Origin of the sequence: Pseudomonas sp. PDM24, assembly GCF_019218905.1 — a bacterium.
GTDB lineage: Bacteria > Pseudomonadota > Gammaproteobacteria > Pseudomonadales > Pseudomonadaceae > Aquipseudomonas.
On sequence record NZ_JAHUWR010000005.1, the window covers coordinates 58,778 to 80,735 of the forward strand.

21 protein-coding genes are annotated in these 21,958 nt (G+C 57.8%); 13 read left to right on the forward strand and 8 right to left on the reverse strand.

Annotation, left to right across the window (positions count from 1 at the left end):
• The first annotated feature begins 297 nt into the window (after positions 1-297).
• Positions 298-615, forward strand: a complete 318-nt coding sequence (locus KW837_RS17305; protein ID WP_218397478.1) for a hypothetical protein — start codon at positions 298-300, stop codon at positions 613-615.
• Between the two features lie 65 nt (positions 616-680).
• Here KW837_RS17305 and glp read toward each other — a convergent pair whose 3' ends face one another.
• Positions 681-1,907, reverse strand: a complete 1,227-nt coding sequence (gene glp, locus KW837_RS17310) for a gephyrin-like molybdotransferase Glp (RefSeq protein ID WP_218397480.1) — start codon at positions 1,905-1,907, stop codon at positions 681-683.
• On the reverse strand, positions 1,891-2,430 hold the full coding sequence (moaB, locus tag KW837_RS17315) for a molybdenum cofactor biosynthesis protein B (protein WP_008075630.1): 540 nt from the start codon (positions 2,428-2,430) through the stop codon (positions 1,891-1,893). The genes glp and moaB overlap by 17 nt, the downstream gene beginning before the upstream one ends.
• An 81-nt stretch (positions 2,431-2,511) precedes the next feature.
• On the opposite strand from moaB, the gene mobA reads away from it, so the two are divergent.
• Together mobA and KW837_RS17325 are read left to right on the forward strand one after the other, a co-directional pair.
• A complete protein-coding gene (gene mobA / locus KW837_RS17320; protein WP_218397482.1) occupies positions 2,512-3,114 on the forward strand; it encodes a molybdenum cofactor guanylyltransferase MobA in 603 nt (200 codons plus the stop codon).
• A 76-nt stretch (positions 3,115-3,190) separates the two neighbouring features.
• The gene (locus tag KW837_RS17325; RefSeq protein WP_007895056.1) at positions 3,191-3,412 is read left to right on the forward strand and encodes a YgdI/YgdR family lipoprotein; all 222 of its coding nucleotides are present in this window, start codon (positions 3,191-3,193) and stop codon (positions 3,410-3,412) included.
• 89 nt (positions 3,413-3,501) lie between these two features.
• Here KW837_RS17325 and KW837_RS17330 read toward each other — a convergent pair whose 3' ends face one another.
• The 3 genes from KW837_RS17330 to KW837_RS17340 form a co-directional block, all read right to left on the reverse strand.
• The gene (locus KW837_RS17330; RefSeq protein ID WP_123497560.1) at positions 3,502-4,392 is read right to left on the reverse strand and encodes a pseudouridine synthase; all 891 of its coding nucleotides are present in this window, start codon (positions 4,390-4,392) and stop codon (positions 3,502-3,504) included.
• 72 nt (positions 4,393-4,464) lie between these two features.
• Entirely contained in the window at positions 4,465-4,785 is a 321-nt protein-coding gene (locus KW837_RS17335; RefSeq protein ID WP_008075636.1) for a hypothetical protein, read from the reverse strand.
• Positions 4,786-4,952: 167 nt separating this feature from the next.
• Positions 4,953-5,189 carry a glutaredoxin family protein gene (locus tag KW837_RS17340; protein ID WP_123497593.1) on the reverse strand — a complete coding sequence of 79 codons (237 nt, stop codon included), beginning with the start codon at positions 5,187-5,189 and terminating at the stop codon, positions 4,953-4,955.
• A 207-nt stretch (positions 5,190-5,396) separates the two neighbouring features.
• Between KW837_RS17340 and KW837_RS17345 the strand changes: the two genes are divergently transcribed.
• The gene (locus KW837_RS17345; RefSeq protein ID WP_123497561.1) at positions 5,397-7,109 is read left to right on the forward strand and encodes a monovalent cation:proton antiporter-2 (CPA2) family protein; all 1,713 of its coding nucleotides are present in this window, start codon (positions 5,397-5,399) and stop codon (positions 7,107-7,109) included.
• Position 7,110: 1 nt separating this feature from the next.
• On the opposite strand, the gene KW837_RS17350 is transcribed toward KW837_RS17345, so the two are convergent.
• A complete protein-coding gene (locus KW837_RS17350; RefSeq protein WP_218397484.1) occupies positions 7,111-8,319 on the reverse strand; it encodes an ammonium transporter in 1,209 nt (402 codons plus the stop codon).
• Between the two features lie 305 nt (positions 8,320-8,624).
• Here KW837_RS17350 and KW837_RS17355 point away from each other — a divergent pair, with 305 nt between their 5' ends.
• The 9 genes from KW837_RS17355 (at position 8,625) to KW837_RS17395 (ending at position 20,459) form a co-directional block, all read left to right on the forward strand.
• A complete protein-coding gene (locus KW837_RS17355) occupies positions 8,625-8,939 on the forward strand; it encodes a YqjD family protein (protein ID WP_007895050.1) in 315 nt (104 codons plus the stop codon).
• Between the two features lies 1 nt (position 8,940).
• Positions 8,941-9,330: a phage holin family protein gene (locus KW837_RS17360; RefSeq protein ID WP_007895049.1), complete on the forward strand. Its 390-nt coding sequence runs from the start codon at positions 8,941-8,943 to the stop codon at positions 9,328-9,330.
• Positions 9,327-9,668, forward strand: a complete 342-nt coding sequence (locus tag KW837_RS17365; RefSeq protein WP_218397486.1) for a hypothetical protein — start codon at positions 9,327-9,329, stop codon at positions 9,666-9,668. Before KW837_RS17360 ends, KW837_RS17365 begins: the two co-directional genes overlap by 4 nt.
• 123 nt (positions 9,669-9,791) lie before the next feature.
• Positions 9,792-10,955 carry an EAL domain-containing protein gene (locus tag KW837_RS17370; protein WP_218397488.1) on the forward strand — a complete coding sequence of 388 codons (1,164 nt, stop codon included), beginning with the start codon at positions 9,792-9,794 and terminating at the stop codon, positions 10,953-10,955.
• Positions 10,956-11,022: 67 nt separating this feature from the next.
• Positions 11,023-12,354 carry a deoxyguanosinetriphosphate triphosphohydrolase gene (locus KW837_RS17375; protein ID WP_218397491.1) on the forward strand — a complete coding sequence of 444 codons (1,332 nt, stop codon included), beginning with the start codon at positions 11,023-11,025 and terminating at the stop codon, positions 12,352-12,354.
• Positions 12,355-12,523: 169 nt separating this feature from the next.
• On the forward strand, positions 12,524-12,928 hold the full coding sequence (locus KW837_RS17380; RefSeq protein ID WP_192344095.1) for a response regulator: 405 nt from the start codon (positions 12,524-12,526) through the stop codon (positions 12,926-12,928).
• A 256-nt stretch (positions 12,929-13,184) separates the two neighbouring features.
• Entirely contained in the window at positions 13,185-13,811 is a 627-nt protein-coding gene (locus tag KW837_RS17385) for a response regulator (protein WP_007895044.1), read from the forward strand.
• Positions 13,812-13,819: 8 nt separating this feature from the next.
• Positions 13,820-17,464, forward strand: coding sequence for a transporter substrate-binding domain-containing protein (locus KW837_RS17390; protein WP_218397492.1), 3,645 nt, complete (start codon positions 13,820-13,822; stop codon positions 17,462-17,464).
• Between the two features lie 49 nt (positions 17,465-17,513).
• Positions 17,514-20,459: an HD domain-containing phosphohydrolase gene (locus KW837_RS17395; RefSeq protein ID WP_218397494.1), complete on the forward strand. Its 2,946-nt coding sequence runs from the start codon at positions 17,514-17,516 to the stop codon at positions 20,457-20,459.
• Here the strand turns inward: KW837_RS17395 and KW837_RS17400 are convergent, their stop codons facing one another.
• Together KW837_RS17400 and KW837_RS17405 are read right to left on the reverse strand one after the other, a co-directional pair.
• Positions 20,460-20,942: a GAF domain-containing protein gene (locus KW837_RS17400; RefSeq protein WP_008075659.1), complete on the reverse strand. Its 483-nt coding sequence runs from the start codon at positions 20,940-20,942 to the stop codon at positions 20,460-20,462. It abuts the gene before it with no gap.
• Positions 20,939-21,829 (reverse strand): ATP-binding protein, encoded by an 891-nt coding sequence (locus KW837_RS17405; protein WP_192344092.1) that lies wholly within the window; start codon positions 21,827-21,829, stop codon positions 20,939-20,941. The genes KW837_RS17400 and KW837_RS17405 overlap by 4 nt, the downstream gene beginning before the upstream one ends.
• Between the last annotated feature and the right edge of the window lie 129 nt (positions 21,830-21,958).

Here is a 21,958-nt window from a genome sequence, read left to right on the forward strand (position 1 = left end):
TGGGATATGTTGACCTCGCAGCCCCTGATAAAAGTCGACTGGATTTCAATTATTTCCAAGGGAAGGAAACGTGAGTCCTACAGAGCGGTATTTTTTCGTACAAAACATGAGGAATCGGCTCAATTGACCCATCCGAACAATTGGTACACCGTTGGGTCTCTGTCATCAGTGATTACCCGTTTAATTTACACAGGGATGTGAAAACAATGAATGAAACCCCCTTAAGGGCCTCAAAAAGCGCAAGCAACAACGGCATCGATCACCTGAATGGTTTTAACGCAAGGAGCCAGTTAGTCCATGCAAAGCCATGACCTCAGACTACCGGTAACCCCGGTCGCGCCGTTCGCGCCGTTCGCAGAAAATCGCGCCAATCATCAGGCTGAACTCAAAAACAGCGCAAAGCACGCCGGAGAAGTGGACATGGAACCTCGCGTCATTGAACTGGAGACACACCTCAAGTACATCCGCAGAGACATGGATGAAGTCCGGGGTGACGTCAAATCCATCAAACACAGGCTTGCCTATTCAGCTGGCGCAACAGCCGTGATCCTGGGTCTTCTGGCCTGGATCGCCAACAGCCGCTTCGATCAGGTCGTGACACTTCTGGCACATTAAGAAATGGTCACGCACGCAAGCCCGATGCGATCAACCGGGCTTGCGGGGCAAAACCAGTGCCTGTATCAGCTCAAGACTTCACTCAGCGGGATGAAGCTCACCCAATCACCCTCGATCAGCGTACGGTCCTCCAGCACCTCAACCAGACCGTCAGCCCAGGCAGCACTGCGCAGTACGCCAGAGCTCTGATTCCTGTAGATGATTGCCCGGCCATTCTCCAGACGTCCGCGCAAGTACTCACGTCGGTTACCCGCCTTTGGCCAGACGAATCCTGCCGGCACCTGAAACTTCAGGGGCTCGACTTCTTTTACGCCTTGGCGGCGCAAAAGGTAGGGCCTTGCCAACAGAGCAAAAGTCACCAGGGTAGACGCCGGATTGCCGGGTAAACCGATCACAGGCACGCCGCGAAAATGCCCGAACGTCAGCGGCTTGCCTGGTTTAATGGCAAGCTTCCACAGCGTCAATTCGCCTTCTTCCCGCAAGGCAATGCCCAGAAAGTCGGCCTCTCCCACTGATACGCCACCAGTCGAGAGAATCAGGTCGACATCCTTCAACTCACCGAGGCGAGCACGAGTGGTCGCTAAATCATCGGGAAGAATACCGGCATCTATCACCTCACAACCTAACCGCTGCAACCAGCTGCAAAGCAACACTCGATTACTGTTGTAGATCTGTCCTGGCCCAAGGGCCTGACCAGGCTCAATCAACTCATCACCGGTAGACAAGACCGCAACACGAACCTTACGAACCACGTCCAGCTCAGCGCATCCCAGTGATGCCGCCAGCCCCTGCTCAATAGACCCCAGACGCGTTCCGGCGGGCAGGATCAGCTCACCGACGGTGGCTTCCTGACCTTGTGGACGGATGTTCTTTCCTGGGGTCATGGTTTCGGTGAAACGTACCCGCTCATCCGCCTGAGCCTCGGCGTTCTCCTGCATCTCGACACAGTCGGCACCGGCGGGCACAGGCGCGCCAGTGAAGATCCGCGCACAAGTACCTGGTTTCAAGGGCTCCGGGGCCTGGCCTGCAAAAATCTTCTGACTGACCACCAACGGCTCTCCCGTCCAGTCGGCCAGGCGCAAGGCATAACCGTCCATGGCACTGTTGGGCCAAGGCGGCAAATCAAGTGTCGAGACCAGGTCAGCGGCCAGTACACGCCCCTGAACCTGCGCCAACGGCAAGCGTTCGTGCTCACGAATCGTCGAGGCGTCGGCCATTCCCAGTAAACGCGCCAGTGCCGCCTCGACAGCCATCAGACTGCCTGTCTTGCCTGGCTTACCCGCGGGTTTCACAGGGTGCCGCCTGTTTCAGATGGGCCACGAAATTGCACGGACGGTGACGAGAATCCAGTTGCTCGGCGAGAATGCCGTCCCAACCGGTGCGCACCGCGTTGGTCGAGCCCGGCAAGCAGCACACCAGCGTGCCATTTGCCAGACCGGCCAAAGCCCGGGACTGAACCGTCGATGTGCCGATATCCGCTACCGATATCTGCCGGAACAATTCACCAAAACCATCGACCTGTTTATCCAGCAGGCAACTCACGGCTTCGGGCGTGCTGTCGCGACCGGTGAACCCGGTACCACCGGTGATCAGCACCACTTGCACGACCTCATCAGCAATCCAGTTGGCGACTTGCGCGCGAATTTTGTAGAGGTCATCTTTAAGCAATACACGGGCCGCCAGGTTATGACCGGCAGCGCTCAAACGGTCGACGAAGACCTGGCCTGAGGTATCGGTTTCCAGGGTACGGGTATCGCTGACAGTCAGCACCGCGATGTTGAGCGGTGCGAAAGGTACATCAGCCTTGGCTTTCATAGGCTCGTCCAGTTGTAGGAGAAACAGCCCGGTGTTATATCACAGCGCCTCATTTTTTCGCCGCCCTCATGGAGAAGTGTAATGACCTCGAATACACCTCTGGCACCTTGCTCCATTCTGCTCCTGGCCGGCGGTCGCGGCCAACGCATGGGCGGTCAGGACAAGGGATTGCTGGATTGGCACGGCGAACCGCTGATCGCGCATCTGCACCGCAAGACGCGCCCGCTGAGTGATGACCTGATCATCTCCTGCAACAGAAACCTGGAAAAATATGCGCCTTATGCGGATCAGTTGGTCCATGACGACGAAGGCGACTTTCCGGGACCGTTGGCGGGTATTCGCGCAGGCTTGAGAGCCGCCCGCCATACTCACCTACTGGTGCTGCCCTGCGATGTACCACGCATCGATGCCGCGCTGCTCCAGGACATGCGTGAAACCGCCGGACAGCATCCGGACAAACCGCTGATGCTGCGCCATGGCGAACACTGGGAACCCTTGCTGTGCATGATTCCCGTCGCCCTTTCAGCGGCTTTCGAAACCGCCTGGAACGAAGGCGAGCGCAGCCCGGGCCGCCTTATGCGCAAGCTGGGCGCCACAGCCCTGCAATGCCCGGATAACGACCCCCGTCTGGCCAATCTCAATACGCCGGAACTGTTAAGCACACACCACACTGTGTCAGACTGACACGCGAAGGAACTTGCGCGCGTTGTATACGTCTCAAGCTCAGCAACCAAAAGAATTCCCATTCGGAGACACACCCATGACTCAACGGACCCTCGCCACTTTCATGCTCGCACTGGGCCTTGCCACCCTCGCCGGTTGCGCATCGCCTACAGTGATCACCTTGAATGACGGTCGAGAAATCCAGGCCGTCGACGCGCCTAAGTACGATGAAGAATCGGGCTTTTACGAATTCGAACAACTGGATGGCAAGCACACCCGCGTCAACAAAGATCAGGTCCGTACCGTTAAAGATCTGTAATCTTTACGGCGACAACCAGATACAGAAAAGCCCGCTTTTAAAGCGGGCTTTTTCGTGGCTGAAGAAAAGCAGGGTCGTTAGCCCTGTGATCACCACTGCAAGGTGATGGTGCTTTCGAATTCTCTTTCCTGCCCCGTGACCGGATCGACAAATCGCAGCCCCTGGGCCAACAGCTTCAAGGGATTGGCATAGTCATCTTCTACGTCCTTGAGCACCTGCGGGTAGAACGGATCATTGCAGATGCTGGCCCCCAGGGCTGTCATGTGAACTCGCAACTGATGTTTCTTGCCCGTCACCGGGTACAGCGCATAACGCCAGAGTTCACCGTTTTTTTCCCTGACCTCGACAGCCGTCTCGGTATTGCTGACTCCCGGGCCTTCTTGCATGCGAAAAAACGGCTCGCCATCGATAAGTCGGCTTTTATGAACCAGCGGGAAGGAGTGTTCCGGCAATGCCCGGGCGATTGCTTCATAGCGCTTTTCGATCTGGCGTGCAGGAAACAAGGATTGATACGCCGACCGACTCTGAGGGTTTGCTGAAAACAGCACCAGCCCGGCCGTATGCCGGTCAATGCGATGCAAAGGCACCAGATGCGGGTTATCCAGGCGACGGATCAGCCGCCGCAGCAATGTCTGCTCCACGTATTCGCCCGCCGGAGTCACGGGCAGAAAGTGTGGTTTGTCCGCCACCACCAGATGCTCGTCGGCATAGAGGATCGACTCCACCACCGGGATCGGTTTTTCGTCCGGCACCTCACGGAAATAATGAATCCGCAGACCTTCCTTGTAAGGCAGGTTCAGGGGAATCGGCAGGCCTTGCCCATCAAGGACACGACCGCGAGCAATTCTGTCCAGCCATTGTTCACGACCGATGGCGCTGAAGTGTTCGCACAGGCAATCGAGTACAGTCTGCCACGTCCCCGGCGGCAGATAGAGCGTACTGGCCTGGTTGTGTGCGGCAGAAAAAGATGAAGTGGACATACGAAAAGCTCTAACCCTCAATACAGAGCGGCATTATCCAACAGTGGCCGGAACGAACCTAGAAGAGAATCCTCAGGCCGGTATCGACTGTGCTCGAGCGGCCGCTTCGGTGAACTCCTTGAGCCAACGCAGCACATCGACCGCTTCCCAGCGCCCCGGATCATAAAGCGCATACAACAACCCCTGATAGCCCACGACATCCAGCTGCCGGTGGTAGCCCGCACGCTGGAACAAGGCTTCGATTTCGGCGAAACAGGTATTGAAATGCAATTTGTTGAAGGGTGTTTTCCCCTCCGTGACCAGACCATCCAAACGCAGTTCGAGGACAGCCTCGCGCACCACGTCCGCCGACATCCGGTTCACGCTGTTCTTCAATTGCTCGACATTGACCAAGGTTCATCCCTCTGACGTCCGGGATCGCCTGCGTAAACCCGAAACAGGGAAAAGCATGGCAGGCAATCGGAATAACTGTATGCGCATACAGTAGCCGAATAACCAACCTTTCGCCAATGGATGAAACGAGTACTGCGACGGGTGGGGCATCGCTGACAGTGTCAGAGTCAGCGCAGGAACGCCACCACTTCATCGGCACTGAACGGCCAGCTCAGCTCTGCGCCGGTATCGACCCGTCGCAACACTGGAATACGCAGACTGTAGGCTTCGAACCACGTTTCGTCGTCAGCGATATCCACCAGTTCCACCAACAGACCACGCTCGACAAACTCCATCAGCATGGCTTCGGCGACTTCACAAAGATGGCAACCAACGGTGCCGAACAACTGACATTCAGGAGGCATGACGACAAGACCCATCGAAGTAAGCGCTCATTCTAGGCCCGCGATCAAACGCAGTCGAGCCGATGCCCTATCTGTCTGAGCAATGGCATTTCAAGAGATTTCGGCAAACTCCTGACGCACATCATTCGCCTTAACGGCCATTTGCGCGATGCTCGCGTCTTTTTTACTTCTACGCTTGAGTAGCCAGATCCCTCACCGGAGTTTTTTGTGTTCGCCAATCTGTTGATCATCTTCACCGCCTCTTTGGTAGTGATTGCACTGTTCCAGCGCCTGCGCTTGCCACCGGTGCTGGGTTACCTGTGCGTAGGGCTGATGATCGGACCGACCGCGTTCGACTGGGTGAATGAAAGCGAAGAGTTGCCCGACCTTGCCGAGTTGGGCGTGGTGTTCCTGCTGTTTTCTCTCGGGCTTGAATTTTCCCTGTCGAAAATGCTCGCCCTGCGCCAAGTGGTATTTGGCCTGGGCAGCCTGCAAGTGCTGGTTTCCGGGGTCGCGCTGGGGGTGTTGCTGATGCTGTTCGGCATGCCAACCACGCCTGCACTGTTACTCGGTGCCGGTTTGGCGCTGTCGTCCACTGCCATTGTCAGCAAGGAGTTAAGCAGCCTCGGTGAGCTTTTCAGCCGCCACGGCCAGAATGCCATCGCCGTGCTGTTGTTCCAGGACGTGGTCGCTGTTTTGCTACTGACTCTGGTCCCGGTGTTCGCCGGTACCAGCGACCAGGTTTGGTATTGGGCTCTGCCATTGACGCTGGGCAAGACTGTCGTGCTGTTCGTCGGTCTGCTGCTGGTCAGTCGCTGGTTTTTGCCACGGCTGTTTCATGAAGTCGCCGCGTCCCGGTCCGCTGAGCTGTTCGTGCTGTTGGCACTGGTGATCGTTCTGCTGACGGCCTGGCTGACTCACCTGCTCGGCCTCTCCCCAGCCCTGGGCGCCTTTCTCGCCGGCATGCTACTGGGGGAAAGCCACTACCGACATCAGATCGAGGCGGACATCCGTCCGTTTCGCGACATTCTGCTCGGGGTATTCTTCGTCAGCATCGGCATGTTGATCGACTTGCGCTTGTTTGCCAGCCACGGCTTGCTGATTCTCGGACTGACGCTGGGATTACTGCTGATCAAAGGCACCGTGGTCGCGCTGCTGGTCAAATGGCGCGGCAGCGATGTCGAAACCGCCTGGCGCAGCGGCCTGGCCTTGGCTCAAGGCGGTGAATTCTGTTTTGCCCTGATGACGCAAATGCAGCAGAACAAACTGATGCCCGCCGACTTCGGTGGCCTGCTGCTGGCTGCCACGTTCTGCTCGATGCTGGTGACGCCTTTACTGCTGCGCGCCGCTCCCCACATCGCCACACGCCTGCACCACAAGCCCAACGAAGAAGCCGAACTCGAAAAAATCAGTGCACTCAACGCAGGCTTGCACAATCACGTAGTGATCTGTGGGTATGGCCGCGTAGGTCAGTCCATCGGGCGCGTCCTGCGTAATGTAGATCAACCGTACATTGCGCTGGATACCGACCCGGTGCGGGTTCAGGAAGCAGCCGTCAATGAAAGCTGCGTTCATTACGGCGATTCACGTCGCGGCGAACTGCTGGTGGCGATAGGGCTGGAACGCGCCAGACTATTGGTGGTCGCCGTGGATCAGACGGACATCGCACTGTTGATACTCAAGGAGGCACGCCGGTTCAACCCGAGTGTATCGATCCTGGTGCGCACACGGGACGACAGTCAGTTGGCCGAGTTGAAGGCGGCCGGTGCCAGCGAAGTCGTACCCGAGTTGCTGGAGTCGAGCCTGATGCTCGTCTCCCACGCGCTGATCATGCTGGGCATACCCGGCCAGCAGGTGCGAGACCGGGTCGACCAGGTACGGCGTGACCGCTATCGCCTGCTGCACGGCTTTTACCCCGGTGCCGACGATGAGGAACGCTGATTCAATCCTGGCTCACGGCACCGATCTTGTGCACCGACAAGTCCGCGCCGTAATACTCCTCTTCCTGGCTCAGGCGCAGACCATGGAACGCCTTGATTACGCCATACACCGTAAAACCGCCGGCAAGCGCCACGATCACACCCAGAGAAGTGCCGATCAACTGGCTGATCAGGCTCACGCCCCCCAAACCACCCAAGGCGGTTTGACCAAAGATGCCGCAAGCGATCCCGCCCCAGACACCACACAGTCCATGCAGAGGCCAGACGCCCAGCACATCATCGATATGCCATTTGCCTTGAGCTGCGGTAAAGCACCAGACAAACAGTGCCCCGGCGATGGCACCGGTCACCAACGCGCCCACCGGGTGCATCAGATCCGATCCGGCGCAGATCGCCACCAGTCCGGCCAATGGGCCGTTATGCAGGAAGCCCGGGTCATTGCGCCCGACAATCAACGCCGCCACGGTGCCGCCGACCATGGCCATCAACGAATTCACCGCGACCAGCCCGCTGACCCCTTGCAGTGTTTGAGCGCTCATTACGTTGAAGCCGAACCAGCCAACGATCAGAATCCAGGAACCCAACGCCAGAAAGGGAATGCTCGACGGTGCGAATGCCACCAGTCGTCCATCGCGATAACGACCTTGCCTTGGGCCGAGCAACAACACCGCCGCGAGTGCCAGCCAGCCACCCATGGCGTGAACCACCACAGACCCTGCGAAGTCATGGAAACTGGCACCGAAGCGTTCCAGCAACCAGGCTTGCAGACCAAAGTTGCCATTCCAGATCATGCCTTCGAAGAAGGGATAGATGAACGCCACGATCAGCGCCGTCGCACACAACTGCGGGACGAACCGGGCGCGCTCGGCGATGCCTCCGGAAATGATTGCCGGTATCGCCGCAGCAAAGGTCAGCAGAAAGAAAAACTTCACCAGCCCATAGCCATGATCGGCAGTAATCACCGCCGCCGGCTGCATGAAAGTGACTCCGTAGGAAATCCAATAGCCTATAAAGAAGTAGGCCAGGGTCGAAATGGCGAAGTCGCTGAGGATCTTCGACAAGGCGTTGACCTGGTTTTTTTGTCGAACCGTACCCACCTCGAGAAAGGCGAAACCGGCGTGCATGGCCAGGACCATGACCGCACCGATAAGGATGAACAACGTGTTGGAGCTATGGACCAGACTGTCCACAGCACTTTGCAGATTTTCCATGGATTGGCAGACCTGAAGGCTGAAAAAAGCACCAAAGCAGTTCGCGCAGAAGGCTGGCGCACCAAGTTGCAGCCGATCCAGACTGAAGCGCTGATCCGGATGAACCGCTTTGGCGCACAAGAACGGAACCTTTGCGCGAGTTTTGATTATTTGAGTTAAGGTTTTCCTTAAATCATGCCCAGCAACAGCGCAACGGCGCAGGCTGACGCACCACGACATAGCAAAAGTTGTACCAGTCATTTGTACTGAACCTTCACGCAAGGCTCATACTCGAACGCTTCAGAAGCCACTCACGGAGATCACCAATGGCACGCACCACAGCAAAGACTGCTCAAGAAGTTCTGATGGAAGATTTTCAGACACTGGTCACCGACACTGAAAGGTTGCTGGAACACACCAAATCCCTGGCTGGCGATCAAGCCGATGAGTTGCGCCAGCAGATCCATGACAGTCTGCTGCGCGCGCGGGAAACCCTGAAATTGACCGAAGACTCTGTGCGCGAGCGCGGCAAAGCCGCTGTCACCGCCACGGAAGATTACGTCCAGGCCAACCCATGGCAATCGGTCGGAATCGCGGCTGGCGTGGGCTTCCTGATCGGCCTGCTGGCCACTCGGCGCTAATATGGCGATCGGCGAATCCGGCCCGTCCGCGACGGGCACCGGCTCATCCCCGCGGCGCCTCGGTGCCGCGTTTCTTGGACTGCTGCACAGTCATGTCGAACTGTTTGGCATTGAATTGCAGGAACAAAAAGCACGCACGGTAAGCCTGTTGTTGTTTGCAGGCCTGACGCTGGTCTTTGCCTTGTTATTGCTGGTGGGCTTGTCGACGCTGGTGTTGATCCTGTTTTGGGACACCTATCGCCTGGCAGCAATCATCGGGCTCTGTGTGTTCTATACCCTCGCCGCGTTGTTCTGTGCGATGCGCTTGAGAGCAGCGATTTTCGATGAATCCTCGCCCTTCCACGGCACCCTGGAAGAGTTGGCCAATGATCGGGAGCGTCTGTTGCCATGAGCCTGTCTGAACTTCCCCGCAACAGCTCGCGCACGGAAATGCGCAAGGCGCTGATTCGCCTGCGCATGGAAATGCATCGCCAGGAAATTCGCCACGAATCCCAACAGCTGCTGCATCCCTTGCAACGGGTGCGTGGCATGACGCAAAACCTGCAAGACGGTCTCGGCATCAAACACGCCCCGCTCTGGGGCATCGCGGCCGTGATCGGGTTGGGCTTTCTGACCGGCAAGGGTGCCAAGGGTGGAGGTATCGGCAGCCTGACCCGGCTGGCTCGCCTGGGCGTCACGCTGGGGCCACTGATCAAGCTGATCATGCAGAACTCTTCGCGCAAACACTAATCAGTCCTGTTTGGCTGCATTCTTGCAACACCACCAGGATTAACCTCTTTATCGAGAGGTTAGTCCTGCGTGCCTGCTTGGTGTCCAGGTTTACCCGGAACAAAACCTTACTAAGGAGGCCTCGTGATCGACGGGCAACCGCTCGCCTGCTTTCAGCCGTTCATCGATACCGCCACGGGCCGCATCGCTGGCGTCGAGGCGCTGGGTCGACTGCGTCAGGCCGACGGTCAACTGTCCTCGGTAGGACCGCTGTTCGCCGACCCGCGAACCCCCGCCATCGCCCTGCGTCGTCTTGATCGCCAGATTCGCGATGATGCGCTGAGCCGTCTGCATGAAGCGCCCCCGGACTGGTTTCTCAGCCTCAACATATCGCCCCGCTGGATCAGTCGCTTGCACCGGGACCAGGCACTGCCAAGCCTCAAGCAGCTGAGCAGGCATGGCGTCGACGCGCAACGAATCGTCTTTGAGATCACCGAACTGGGCGGCGACAGCCAGCGTCTTGCCGAAGTCGTGGCCCGTTACCGACAAGCCGGGGCGCGGATCGCCATTGATGATTTCGGTGCCGGTTACTCTCAGCTCGATCGCGTGCTGGCCCTGCAACCGGACATTCTCAAGCTCGACATGCGATTGTTCCAGGCCGCCGCATTGGGAGGCCCCAGCAGCGAGGTGGTGAAGGCACTGGCGCAAATGGCGGAGAAAACCGGTTGCTGGATTATCGCTGAGGGCGTGGAAACCGAAGCTCAACTGAATTTTGCCCTGGAGTGTGGTTCTCGCTACGTACAGGGCTTTCTGTTCGCCCGTGCGCAAGCTGATTTCTTCGCCACAGATGCCTTTGTCGAGCGCTTCGCGCAACTGCGTCAGCGCTATGTTCAGCAAAAACTGGCTGAGCGCGCTCGCCTGATGATCATGCGCCAGCAACTCAGCGAACTGATGACCATCCTGCAAGCCTGGGCTCAAGCCAGCGCGCCCCTCAGCACCTTGCCGCAACTGGAAGCGTTTCCCTGGTTGCTGCGCTTTTATCAATGCGACCGCCACGGCACGCAGCTGACCCCCAACCTGGAATGGCACAACAACGGCTGGGAAGCCGATAACCGCTACCTGGGCCATAACTGGTCATGGCGCCCCTACTTTTATCACTTGCTGGCCGAGGGTTGGGATGAGCGCCGGCTGACGCTTTCCAACACTTACCGCGACGCCACCAGCAATCAATACTGCCTCACCGCCGGGCAATTCTTCGATAACGGCGAGCGACTGCTGCTCATCGATATCGATGCCGCGGGGCTCTAGTTCTCCTTGCAGGGACCGGCGCGAACCGGGAAGCTAGGGGATCAGTCACCTGACGGAGAAACCAGCCTTGGATTGGCAAACCCTGCTCACCCGCGAACGCCTCGGAAAGCCTGTGCACAGCCCGGAAGAACTCGGCCGCAGCCCTTTCCATAAAGACCACGACCGCATCATTTTCTCGGGCGCGTTTCGCCGTCTCGGGCGCAAGACCCAGGTCCATCCGGTCTCCAGCAACGATCACATCCACACGCGCCTGACCCACTCGCTGGAAGTCAGCTGCGTCGGCCGTTCGCTGGGCATGCGCGTTGGTGAAACCATCCGCAGCGCCCTGCCCGACTGGTGCGAACCGAGCGATCTGGGCATGGTGGTGCAATCGGCTTGCCTGGCCCATGACATCGGTAATCCGCCCTTCGGTCATTCCGGTGAAGACGCGATCCGCCACTGGTTCCAGCAGGCCGCCGGCCGTGGCTGGCTGGATGCGATGAGCGAAGCCGAACGCAACGACTTCCTCAATTTCGAAGGCAATGCCCAAGGTTTCCGGGTACTTACCCAGCTTGAATACCACCAGTTCGAAGGGGGGACCCGGCTGACCTACGCCACGCTGGGCACCTACCTCAAATACCCGTGGACTGCCCGGCACGCCGACTCACTGGGCTACAAGAAGCACAAGTTCGGCTGTTATCAGAGCGAACTGCCACTGCTGGAACAGATCGCTCACAAGCTCGGTTTGCCCCAACTGGACGAACAACGCTGGGCGCGCCATCCACTGGTGTACCTGATGGAGGCCGCCGACGACATCTGCTACGCGCTGATCGATCTGGAAGATGGCCTGGAGATGGACCTGTTGGAGTACACCGAAGTCGAGTCCCTGCTGCTGGACCTGGTGGGTGACGATCTCCCGGAAACCTATCGCCAGCTCGGCCCGCAAGATTCGCGTCGGCGCAAACTGGCGATCCTGCGGGGCAAAGCCATCGAACACCTGACCAACGCAGCAGCCCGAGCGTTCGTCGAGCAACAGGATGCGCTGCTGGCCGGCACGCTGGCTGGCGACCTGGTGGAACACATGCATGGTCCCGCCAAACGTTGCGTCTTGAATGCCAAGGACATGGCGCGCAAAAAAATCTTCCAGGACAAGCGCAAGACACTCCACGAAATAGGCGCCTACACCACCCTGGAAATCCTGCTCAACGCCTTTTGCGGCGCGGCACTGGAGCAACACAACGGCCGTACGCCATCCTTCAAGCACCGCCGCATACTCGACCTGTTGGGCAACAATGCACCCGACCCTCACGGCCCTTTACACACCTCCTTCTTGCGCATGATTGATTTCATCGCCGGCATGACCGACAGCTATGCCGGAGAAATGGCGCTGGAAATGACCGGTCGTTCAAGCCACCGATAAAAACGTATCGATCAGCCTGTCAGAGAGCTCTGAGCGGCTGATCGAATTCTCGACATTCATCTGTATTTCAACGCCGACAGAATCGCCCTACACCTTGTGCGGAGCGGACTGATCGATTGTTCGGCCATCTCGCGAAATAATCGCACTCCCTTTGCTCGACAGATGACTCATGAAAACTCCTGTATTCAAACATGATTGGCGCATCTTGCTGGTGGAAGATCATCCCTTTCAGCTACGGGCGACTCAGTACCTGCTCGAGAGTTTTGGCTTCACCCAACTGACCGCCACTGACAGTGCCAGAGGCGCCTTGCAACAAATGCTCAAGGCTGCGCAACCGTTCGACATTCTTCTTTGCGACCAATGCCTGCCCGACCTTGCAGGCCTTGATTTGATCGAATACGCCAGTCACCGGGGGATGATCAGGCAGGCAATACTTCTGAGCAGTCTGACATCCGTCGAACTGGACAAACTTAAAGTCATGGCCTACGAACATGGATTGCCCTTGCTCGGTTACTTGATCAAACCATTGAAACAATCAGACTTCAGAAACTTATTGACCTTGGCCTCCATATAAAAACACGAAAACCCAAACACACTAAAACAATGACCAGCGTATAGATTCAGACCTCTAACTCAATGCCTTCCATCGTTTGACTAGTCCTACCAGACTTTTGCCTTTCCTCATGCAAAACCTAGTTGATACGTAGTCCCATTCTTCTTCAGTTGTAGGACTTTTCCTATATTGCCGCTGTAGCTCCCTCAGTTCATGCGGCCCCACAACTATCTGAGCTAAGGTGCGCGCATTATTTGTGCACGTATGGGATTTGATTATGAACTCCGTTTTTATTGTCGACGATCACCCTGTCATCCGCCTTGCGGTTCGAATGTTGCTGGAACATGAAGGTTACAAAGTCGTCGGCGAAACTGACAATGGGGTCGATGCTATGCAGATGGTTCGCGAATGCATGCCTGACCTGATCATCCTCGATATCAGCATTCCCAAACTGGATGGGCTGGAAGTTCTTTCCCGTTTCAACGCCATGAGCACACCCTTAAAAACACTGGTATTAACTGCACAGTGTCCGACACTTTTCGGTATTCGCTGCATGCAGTCCGGTGCATCGGGCTATGTATGCAAACAGGAAGACCTCAGTGAACTGATGAGTGCGATCAAAGCAGTTTTATCTGGTTACAACTACTTCCCCAGTCAAGCGTTGAACCCTGTTCGTCGTGACGACGCGCGCTGGGCCGACCTGGAATTGTTCAAATCCGTCAATGATCGAGAACTGATGGTATTACAACTTTTCGCCCAGGGTCGTACAAACAAAGAAATTGCCAAAGGCATGTTTCTCAGCAACAAGACGGTCAGCACTTATAAAAAACGACTGATGCAGAAACTCAAGGCCAAATCCCTGGTTGAACTCATCGATATGGCAAAACGTAACGCGTTAGTGTGAGAAACAGGATGCCCAGCCGTTTCAAGGATTGTCTGATACTCATGGCCGCGGGTTTATGCCTGAGCACTTCAGTACTCGCGGCTCAGACAGCCAGCGAACACTACACCCTGCTCAGTCGTTCAACGGCCGGGCACATGGAAGTCCAACTGGATACCTCACAACGACAATGGGTCAAAGACAAACGTGAATTGATCCTGGGTACATCGGCCCCGGATTATCCTCCTTTCGACCTGACCCTCAGCGGCCACGACTATGAAGGTTTCACCGCCGATTACGCAGGCATCCTCGGCCAGGCCATAGGGTTGCCGGTCAAGGTTCAGCGCTTCGCCTCCCGAGGGGCCGCTATCGAGGCGCTGGAAAAAGGCCAGGTAGACATGCTTGGCACCGCCAATGGGTTCGAGGCCGACAATGCCGACATTGCCCTGTCCACGCCTTATGCGGTGGATCAACCGGTACTGGTGACACGAGAAGGAGAAACCAGATCGCTGACCGATGGACTTGCCGGCATGCGGCTCAGCATGGTGTATCACTATCTGCCTCTGGACGAAGTCAGGGCGCTGTATCCGAAGGCAATCATCACCTCTTACCCGTCCTACCAGAATGCAATCAATGCGGTTGCCTTCGACCAGGCCGACGTTTTTCTCGGCGACACCATTTCAACCCACTACATGATCAACAAGGGGTATTTGAACAACATCCGCATGGCCAACTTCGGTAAACACGAAGCCCATGGTTTCAGCTTTGCCGTGCAGAAGGACAATCCGGATCTGCTCGCGATCATCAACGCAGTCCTCAAGGCCATCCCCACCAGCGAGCGAGAAAACATCGCAAAACGCTGGAGTGCCGGCAGCGACATTCTTCTCACCGATCACAAGCTGCAACTCAGCCACAGTGAAGAGCGCTGGCTGGCACAACATCCAGTCGTGCGCGTCGTGGTCAATGAAGCGTTTGCGCCACTGACGTTTTTCGACAGCGACGGCAACTTTCGGGGCGTCACGGCTGATCTGCTCGAGCTGATCAGATTGCGCACCGGTTTGCGTTTCGACATCCAGCGCAGCCGAAGCGATGACGAGATGATCGAGCAGATCGCTAACCATCAGGCCGACCTGATCGCTGCCCTGCTCCCCAGCGTTCAACGTGAAACGACGTTGAGCTTCAGCCGTCCCTATCTGGAAAACTCCTTTGTGCTGCTGACGCGCAAAGCGGCCGACAGCCCGACAAACCTCACGCAATTGCAGGATAAACGCCTGGCCATCGCCCAAGGCAACCCACTGGTGGATTACCTGCGCAGCGAGTTTCCGCGGATCAACCTGGTTGAAACCCCGGACACGTTCAGTGCCGTTGAGTTGCTCGCCGAGGGCCAGGCAGAAGGTGCGGTGAACTCACTGGTGATCGCCAACTACTTCATTTCATCGCGGATCTTTGAACAGACACTTCAGATCAGCACCACCATCGGTACCCGACAGGCAGCGTTTTCCCTGGCGACCGGGCGCGACGCCAAGGAACTGAATGCCATCCTCGACAAGGCACTGCTGAGCATCGCCCCCGAAGAGCTGGGCATCATCAACAGCCGCTGGCGCGGCTATTCAGCAGCCTCGCAAAGCACCTGGCGCAACTATCATCGCGTGTTCTATCAGATCGTTACAGGCGCCGGCGTGTTGCTGCTGATATCCGTTGCCTGGAACGCCTATATGAGGCGCCAGATCAAACAGCGGCAGGCGGCCGAGCGCGCATTGAACGATCAACTGGAATTCATGCGATCGCTGGTCAATGGCACGCCTCATCCCATTTACGTGCGTGATCGCCAGGGATTGCTGCAAAGCTGCAACGACAGTTATCTGGAAACCTTCTGCGCGAAACGCGAAGACATCATCGGTAAAGGCGTCATACAAGGCACCCTCGGCAACCTCTTCGAAGCACGGGAATATCAGGCGGACTACCAGCGCGTCATGGCCGAGGGAACGCCGCTGATTCTCGACCGTCCGTTGCACATCGAAGACCGCAAGCTGACGATCTATCACTGGATTCTTCCCTATCGCGACTCCAGCGGTGACGTGCAGGGCGTCATTGGCGGCTGGATCGACATCAGCGAACGCCGGCAACTGTTCGATGAACTACGGGCCGCGAAGGAACAAGCCGATGCTGCCAACCGAGCCAAAAGCACCTTTCTGGCGACCATGAGCCATGAGATCCGCACGCCCATGAATGCGATCATCGGCATGCTCGAACTGACGCTCAAACGTATCGATCACAGTCATCCGGATCGGCCAGCCATCGACGTCGCGTACCACTCGGCGAAAGACCTGCTGGAACTGATCGGGGACATTCTTGATATTGCGCGCATCGAATCCGGGCGTCTGAACCTGAGCCCGGAGCGCGTCAATCTGGCTGAAACCGTAGCCTCGGTGGTGCGGATTTTCGATGGACTGGCCCGGCAGAAAAATCTCGGACTGCAACTGGAGTTCAGCCCTGCCAAACCGACCACCGATGTCGTGTTGGACCCGATGCGCTTCAAGCAGGTGCTGTCCAATCTGATCAGCAATGCCATCAAGTTCACGCAACAGGGCCAGGTCAGGATCAGCGTCGAGTTGCAGTCGACCGACGAGCCCGACCGGGTCCAGTTGCAGTTACTGGTGGAAGACAGTGGCGCAGGAATCAGCGAGCAGGATCAACAGCGGTTGTTCGAGCCTTTCGTCCAGGCCGATAACTCCGGCCAGTTAGCCAGAGGTGGTGCGGGGCTGGGCCTGGTGATCAGTCGCAATCTGTGCGAAATGATGGGCGGCAGCCTGCAATTGGACAGTCAATCGGGCGTCGGCACGCAGGTCCGCATTTCGCTGAACCTGGCCACCCTGCCGACGGAACGGATGCCGGAATCTGTCGAGCCGCAAATCCAGCCAAGCACTACCCCCTTGAACGTGCTGGTGGTCGATGATCATCCGGCCAATCGCTTGCTCATGTGTCAGCAACTGGAGTTTCTGGGGCATCGGTTCAACGTCGCTGCAGATGGCAAGGCGGGGTTCGAAGCCTGGAAGAGTCAGCCATTCGACCTGGTGATTGCCGATTGCAACATGCCGATCATGAATGGATATGAGCTGGCCAGGGCCATTCGCCAACATGAACAGCACCTGCAACGCCCTCCCTGTACCGTTCTGGGTTTCACCGCCAACGCACAGCCGGAGGAAAGACAACGCTGCAAACTGGCCGGGATGGACGATTGCCTGTTCAAACCCCTCAGCCTGACGGCCTTGAGCCAGAGGGTGGAAGGCATCACGCCGACGGTCCGCGCACCGGCCTTCAGTCTGGAGGGGCTGCACCTGTTGACCGGCGGCAACCCGACACTGAACCAGCGATTGTTGACCGAACTGCTGAACAGCACCCGCCTGGACCGCAAAGCGCTGCTGGCGTTATCCGGGTCAAAGGACCGGCAATCACTCCTCGACATTGCCCACAAAATCAAGGGCGCGGCCCGAATCGTCCTGGCCTGTCGACTGATCGACAGTTGCGAGGCGCTCGAACAGGCCTGCAATAACAGACTCCACCACGATGAAGTGGCCGATTGCAGCAAGGCCATGGAGCGCGCCATGCTCGAACTGGAGCAATCATTGCAACAACAGATGGCACGCCATGACAAAAGCACAATGAAGGAGCATTAACTATGCTTGGGGGCTGAGCAGTGTGTTAATCATCATGGAGAAAGCTGCAATGCCCAGCCCACTGCGTCCGGATCAACGCCGGTTTCCTCTGCACATCCATATCAGCGTGATGTTCACCTTCCTGTTGTTACTGACCGGGGTGGTACTGGGTATTTTCAACTATCAGCAAACCACCCGGATCATCCTTTCCAGCAGCGAAAAACTCTTCAACCGCATCGAGCAGGATGTCCGTCTGGGCCTGCATCGCATCTATCAGCCGATTCGTCATCTGCTCAACCTGCTGGCGGACAACCCGGCGACCCAGGCGCCCGACCTTGAGCAACGCCTGGCGTTGCTCAAGCCCTTCAGCCAATCGCTCAAGGACAATCCCGACCTGGCCTCGCTGTACCTGGGCTACGCCAATGGCGACTTCTTCATGGTTCGTCCCCTGCGTACCGTCACCCTGAAAACACAAGTCAAGGCACCGGCCACGGCGGCGTATCAGGTGTGGAGCATCGAGCACCCAAGCGGCGGTCAGATCCGCTCCCAATCATTGTTTTTCGATCAGAACCTGGCCCTTGTCAGCCGCCAGGACAACCCCGACGAGACCTACGATCCCCGTACCCGCGCCTGGTTCTCCAGCGCCCTCGGCAACCACGATCAGATCACCACCGAGCCCTACCTTTTTTTCTCCACCCACAACGTCGGCACCACACTGGCCCGGCGCAGTGGCGAGCATGCAGTGATGGGGGCCGACCTCACGCTGGCTGAACTGTCCGCGACCCTGGCCGAACATGTGGTGACCCCCAGTACCGAAATTGTGCTGTTCGATGCCCAGGGCAATGCCATCGCTTACCCCGACAGCAGCAAACTGATCGTCGACGATCAGACCGCCCGGCTGATCAAAGCCGCCGATCTGAGCCCCACGCTCGCGGCTCTGCTCACCAGCCCCTCCGAGGTCAATCGCCTGAACACCGCGGGCCGTCAATGGATCGTGGCGCGCAGCAGCATCCAGGAGGGTGGCCCGCAGGGACTGCAACTGGCGCTACTGGTGCCGGAGGACGAATTGCTCGTCGATGCCTACCGCATACGCTGGCAAGGCGCGTTGATTACCCTGGCGACGCTGCTGTTGTGCCTGCCGATGGGTTGGCTGACCTCGAGAATCCTGGTCAAACCCTTGCGCGCCCTGGTGCAGGAAGCCGATGCGATTCGCAGTTTCGATTTCAACTTTCCGGCCTCCCGTCGCTCGCCGGTGCTTGAAGTCGACCAACTGAGCGTGTCGATGGCGCGCATGAAAGACACCCTGGCGAGTTTTTTCCAGATCACCGACAGCCTGAGCGCCGAGACCCGTTTTGCCCCGCTGCTGCAACGGGTGTTGTTTGAAACCGTAAAGATCGGCCAGGCCCAGGCCGGTCTGCTCTATCTGCGGGAAAGTGATGACGATCGCGTGGAGCCTCATGCGCTGGTCATCCATGGCAACTCACAGACGTTGCCGTCATTCGCCATTCAAGGACACACGCCTCAGGATCCGCAGAGCCCTCAATGGATGCAGAAATTGTCGAACGCCGACAATGTCGTCACCAGCCTGGGGTTCGAAGAGGCGGGAGATTTGCAGAAGGTTTTGCTCGCACTGGAGTGCCCCAGGGTTCATCTGATCGGTATCCGGCTGCACAATCGCCATAACGAAACCGTCGGCCTGCTGATCCTGCTGCTGGCAGACAGCGGCACGCAGGAAGACCTGGAAAAACTTCGCCCGGACCGCATCGCGTTTCTCCAGGCGGTTTCCGGTGCAGCCGCCGTGAGTATCGAAAGTCAGCGCCTGCAAGCCAAACAGAAACAGCTGCTGGACTCTTTTATTCAACTGCTGGCTGGCGCGATCGATGCCAAGAGTCCCTATACCGGCGGTCATTGCCAACGGGTGCCGGCACTGACGCTGATGCTGGCGCAGGCGGCCGCAGCCAGTCAGGCCCCGGCCTTCAGCAGCTATCGGCCCACCGACGATGAGTGGGAAGCCTTGCACATCGCTGCCTGGCTGCATGATTGCGGCAAGATCACCACGCCGGAATACGTGGTCGACAAAGCCACGAAGCTTGAGACCCTGAACGACCGCATCCACGAAATCCGCACACGGTTCGAAGTGCTCAAGCGTGATGCCTGGATCAACTATTGGCAGGCCATCGCACTAGGGGGTGACGAGCAGCCTCTGGCGCAATTACGCCATGCGAACCTGGCGGCGCTGGATGATGATTTCGCGTTCATCGCCCGCTGCAATCTTGGCAGCGAGGCCATGGCCGAGGCCGATCTGCAACGCCTGAACACCATCGCTCAACGCACCTGGACCCGAACCCTGGACGATCGACTGGGGGTTTCGTGGGAAGAGAACCGTCGTCAGGCACGGACCCCGCCGCCGACTCTGCCGGTCAGCGAGCCGCTGCTGGCGGATAAACCCGAACACCTGATCGAACGCGCCGACAGTGAACTGATTCCGGCCGACAATCCGTGGGGATTCAAGCTTGACGTGCCACGCTACAAGTACAACCGGGGCGAGCTCTACAACCTGAGCATCACCCGAGGCACCCTGACCCGCGAGGAGCGTTACATCATCAATCACCACATGGTGCAGACGATTCTGATGCTCAGTCACCTGCCCTTCCCCGGCCATCTCAATAACGTCGCGGAGATCGCCGGTGGCCACCACGAAAAAATGGACGGCACCGGTTATCCCAAACGCTTGAAGCGCGAAGACATGAGCTTGCCGGCGCGGATGATGGCGATTGCCGATATCTTCGAAGCGCTGACCGCCGCCGACCGCCCCTACAAGAAAGCCAAGTCCTTGAGCGAAGCGCTGGGCATCATGGCCACCATGTGTCGTGACGCCCACATTGACGCTGAGTTGTTCGGGTTGTTCATCAACGATGAAGTCTATTTGCAGTACGCCAACCGTTTTCTCGACCCACGACAGATTGATGCGGTCGACCCGTCAAGCCTGCTGATCAAGGCCGGCTTGAAGGCCTGATCAGCAGTCGGTCAGACGCAGGAAAATCGCCGCCAGTTGCTCGATACCGGCCTGATCTTCAGCAGTAAAACGTGCAAGTTTCGGGCTGTCGAGGTCCAGCACACCGATCAGTCGACCGTCCTTGACCAGCGGCACTACCAGTTCACTGTTCGAGGCACTGTCGCACGCGATGTGCCCGGGGAACGCATGTACATCTTCGACCCGTTGAGTCTGCAAGGTGGCTGCTGCCGCCCCGCACACACCACGACCGAATGGAATTCGTACACAGGCGATCTGCCCCTGAAACGGGCCAAGCACCAGTTCTTCGTTGCGATTAAGGTAGAAACCGGCCCAGTTCAGGTCATCGAGCTGGTTGAACAGAAACGCCGAAAATTGTGCGGCGTTGGCGATAAAATCACGCTCGTCTGCCAGCAGTGATTCCAGCTGCGCCCACAGCATGCCGTAGCCCTCCAGGCCCTGGCCGCTCTTTTGTAAATCGATCATGCCTTGTGCTCCAACAGCTTCAGCCCGACCCAATAGCGGGCAAATTGATACGCGCAACGTCCGTTGCGATTGCCCCGGCCCGTGGCCCAGCGCACTGCGAGGATGTCCAGCTCTTCGTCACGCTGCCACTCAAGGCCGGCCTTGTCGGCCAATTGGCCGATCCAGTGTTCGACGACGTTGAGGAAATGCTCCTGAGTAAACGGATAGAACGACAGCCACAGGCCAAAACGGTCCGACAGCGCGATCTTGTCTTCCACCGCCTCACTGGGATGGAGTTCGCCATCGACCCTTTTCCAGTTCTCGTTATCGCTTTCCTTTTCCGGCACCAGATGGCGACGGTTGGAAGTGGCGTACAGCAGAACGTTATCTGGCGCCTGTTCGAGAGAACCATCGAGCACGCTCTTGAGCACGCGGTAATCGCCCTCGCCCGAATCGAACGACAGGTCATCGCAAAACAGCACAAAGCGCTGAGGCAACTTGGCGATCTGCTCGACCACGCGCGGCAAGTCCGCCAGGTGATCGCGTTCGATCTCGATCAGCCGCAAGCCACTTTTGGCGTGTTCCGACAGCAAGGCACGCACCAGCGACGATTTACCGGTGCCCCGCGAACCCCAGAGCAAAGCATGGTTGGCCGGCATGCCATCGAGGAACTGGCGGGTGTTGCGGCCCAGTTGCTCCAGTTGCCGGTCAACGCCGATCAAGTCGGACAAACGCGTGTCCAGGCTGACTTGCAGCGGCAACAGAAAACCGCTGCGCCCCTCGCGCTGCCAGCGTGCGGCCAGGCAGTGCGCCCAGTCGATGGCTTGCCGAGGCGCGGGAAGCAGCGGCTCGATACGGGCCAGAACGGCATCGGCGCGTTCAAGAAAAGCATTCAATCGGGAATCCACGTCTTCTCCTCGGGCACGTTCACGGTAATGATGGCGGTACAACGACGAAACACAGCGCCTACACCCCCTATGGGTGTTTTGCGAGAACATCGGTATCCATTGATGATCGACTATGCTTGAGCAGCGAAG

What these genes read in the sequence shown, in the direction of transcription:
- mobA (WP_218397482.1), top strand. Translation starts at nt 2,512, where the DNA reads ATGACCTCGAATACACCTCTGGCACCTTGCTCCATTCTGCTCCTGGCC.
- KW837_RS17305 (WP_218397478.1), top strand. Translation starts at nt 298, where the DNA reads ATGCAAAGCCATGACCTCAGACTACCGGTAACCCCGGTCGCGCCGTTC.
- KW837_RS17380 (WP_192344095.1), top strand. Translation starts at nt 12,524, where the DNA reads ATGAAAACTCCTGTATTCAAACATGATTGGCGCATCTTGCTGGTGGAA.
- KW837_RS17400 (WP_008075659.1), bottom strand. Translation starts at nt 20,942, where the DNA reads ATGATCGATTTACAAAAGAGCGGCCAGGGCCTGGAGGGCTACGGCATG.
- KW837_RS17390 (WP_218397492.1), top strand. Translation starts at nt 13,820, where the DNA reads ATGCCCAGCCGTTTCAAGGATTGTCTGATACTCATGGCCGCGGGTTTA.
- KW837_RS17385 (WP_007895044.1), top strand. Translation starts at nt 13,185, where the DNA reads ATGAACTCCGTTTTTATTGTCGACGATCACCCTGTCATCCGCCTTGCG.
- KW837_RS17340 (WP_123497593.1), bottom strand. Translation starts at nt 5,189, where the DNA reads ATGCCTCCTGAATGTCAGTTGTTCGGCACCGTTGGTTGCCATCTTTGT.
- KW837_RS17360 (WP_007895049.1), top strand. Translation starts at nt 8,941, where the DNA reads ATGGCGATCGGCGAATCCGGCCCGTCCGCGACGGGCACCGGCTCATCC.
- KW837_RS17395 (WP_218397494.1), top strand. Translation starts at nt 17,514, where the DNA reads ATGCCCAGCCCACTGCGTCCGGATCAACGCCGGTTTCCTCTGCACATC.
- KW837_RS17355 (WP_007895050.1), top strand. Translation starts at nt 8,625, where the DNA reads ATGGCACGCACCACAGCAAAGACTGCTCAAGAAGTTCTGATGGAAGAT.
- moaB (WP_008075630.1), bottom strand. Translation starts at nt 2,430, where the DNA reads ATGAAAGCCAAGGCTGATGTACCTTTCGCACCGCTCAACATCGCGGTG.
- KW837_RS17325 (WP_007895056.1), top strand. Translation starts at nt 3,191, where the DNA reads ATGACTCAACGGACCCTCGCCACTTTCATGCTCGCACTGGGCCTTGCC.
- KW837_RS17350 (WP_218397484.1), bottom strand. Translation starts at nt 8,319, where the DNA reads ATGGAAAATCTGCAAAGTGCTGTGGACAGTCTGGTCCATAGCTCCAAC.
- KW837_RS17330 (WP_123497560.1), bottom strand. Translation starts at nt 4,392, where the DNA reads ATGTCCACTTCATCTTTTTCTGCCGCACACAACCAGGCCAGTACGCTC.
- KW837_RS17365 (WP_218397486.1), top strand. Translation starts at nt 9,327, where the DNA reads ATGAGCCTGTCTGAACTTCCCCGCAACAGCTCGCGCACGGAAATGCGC.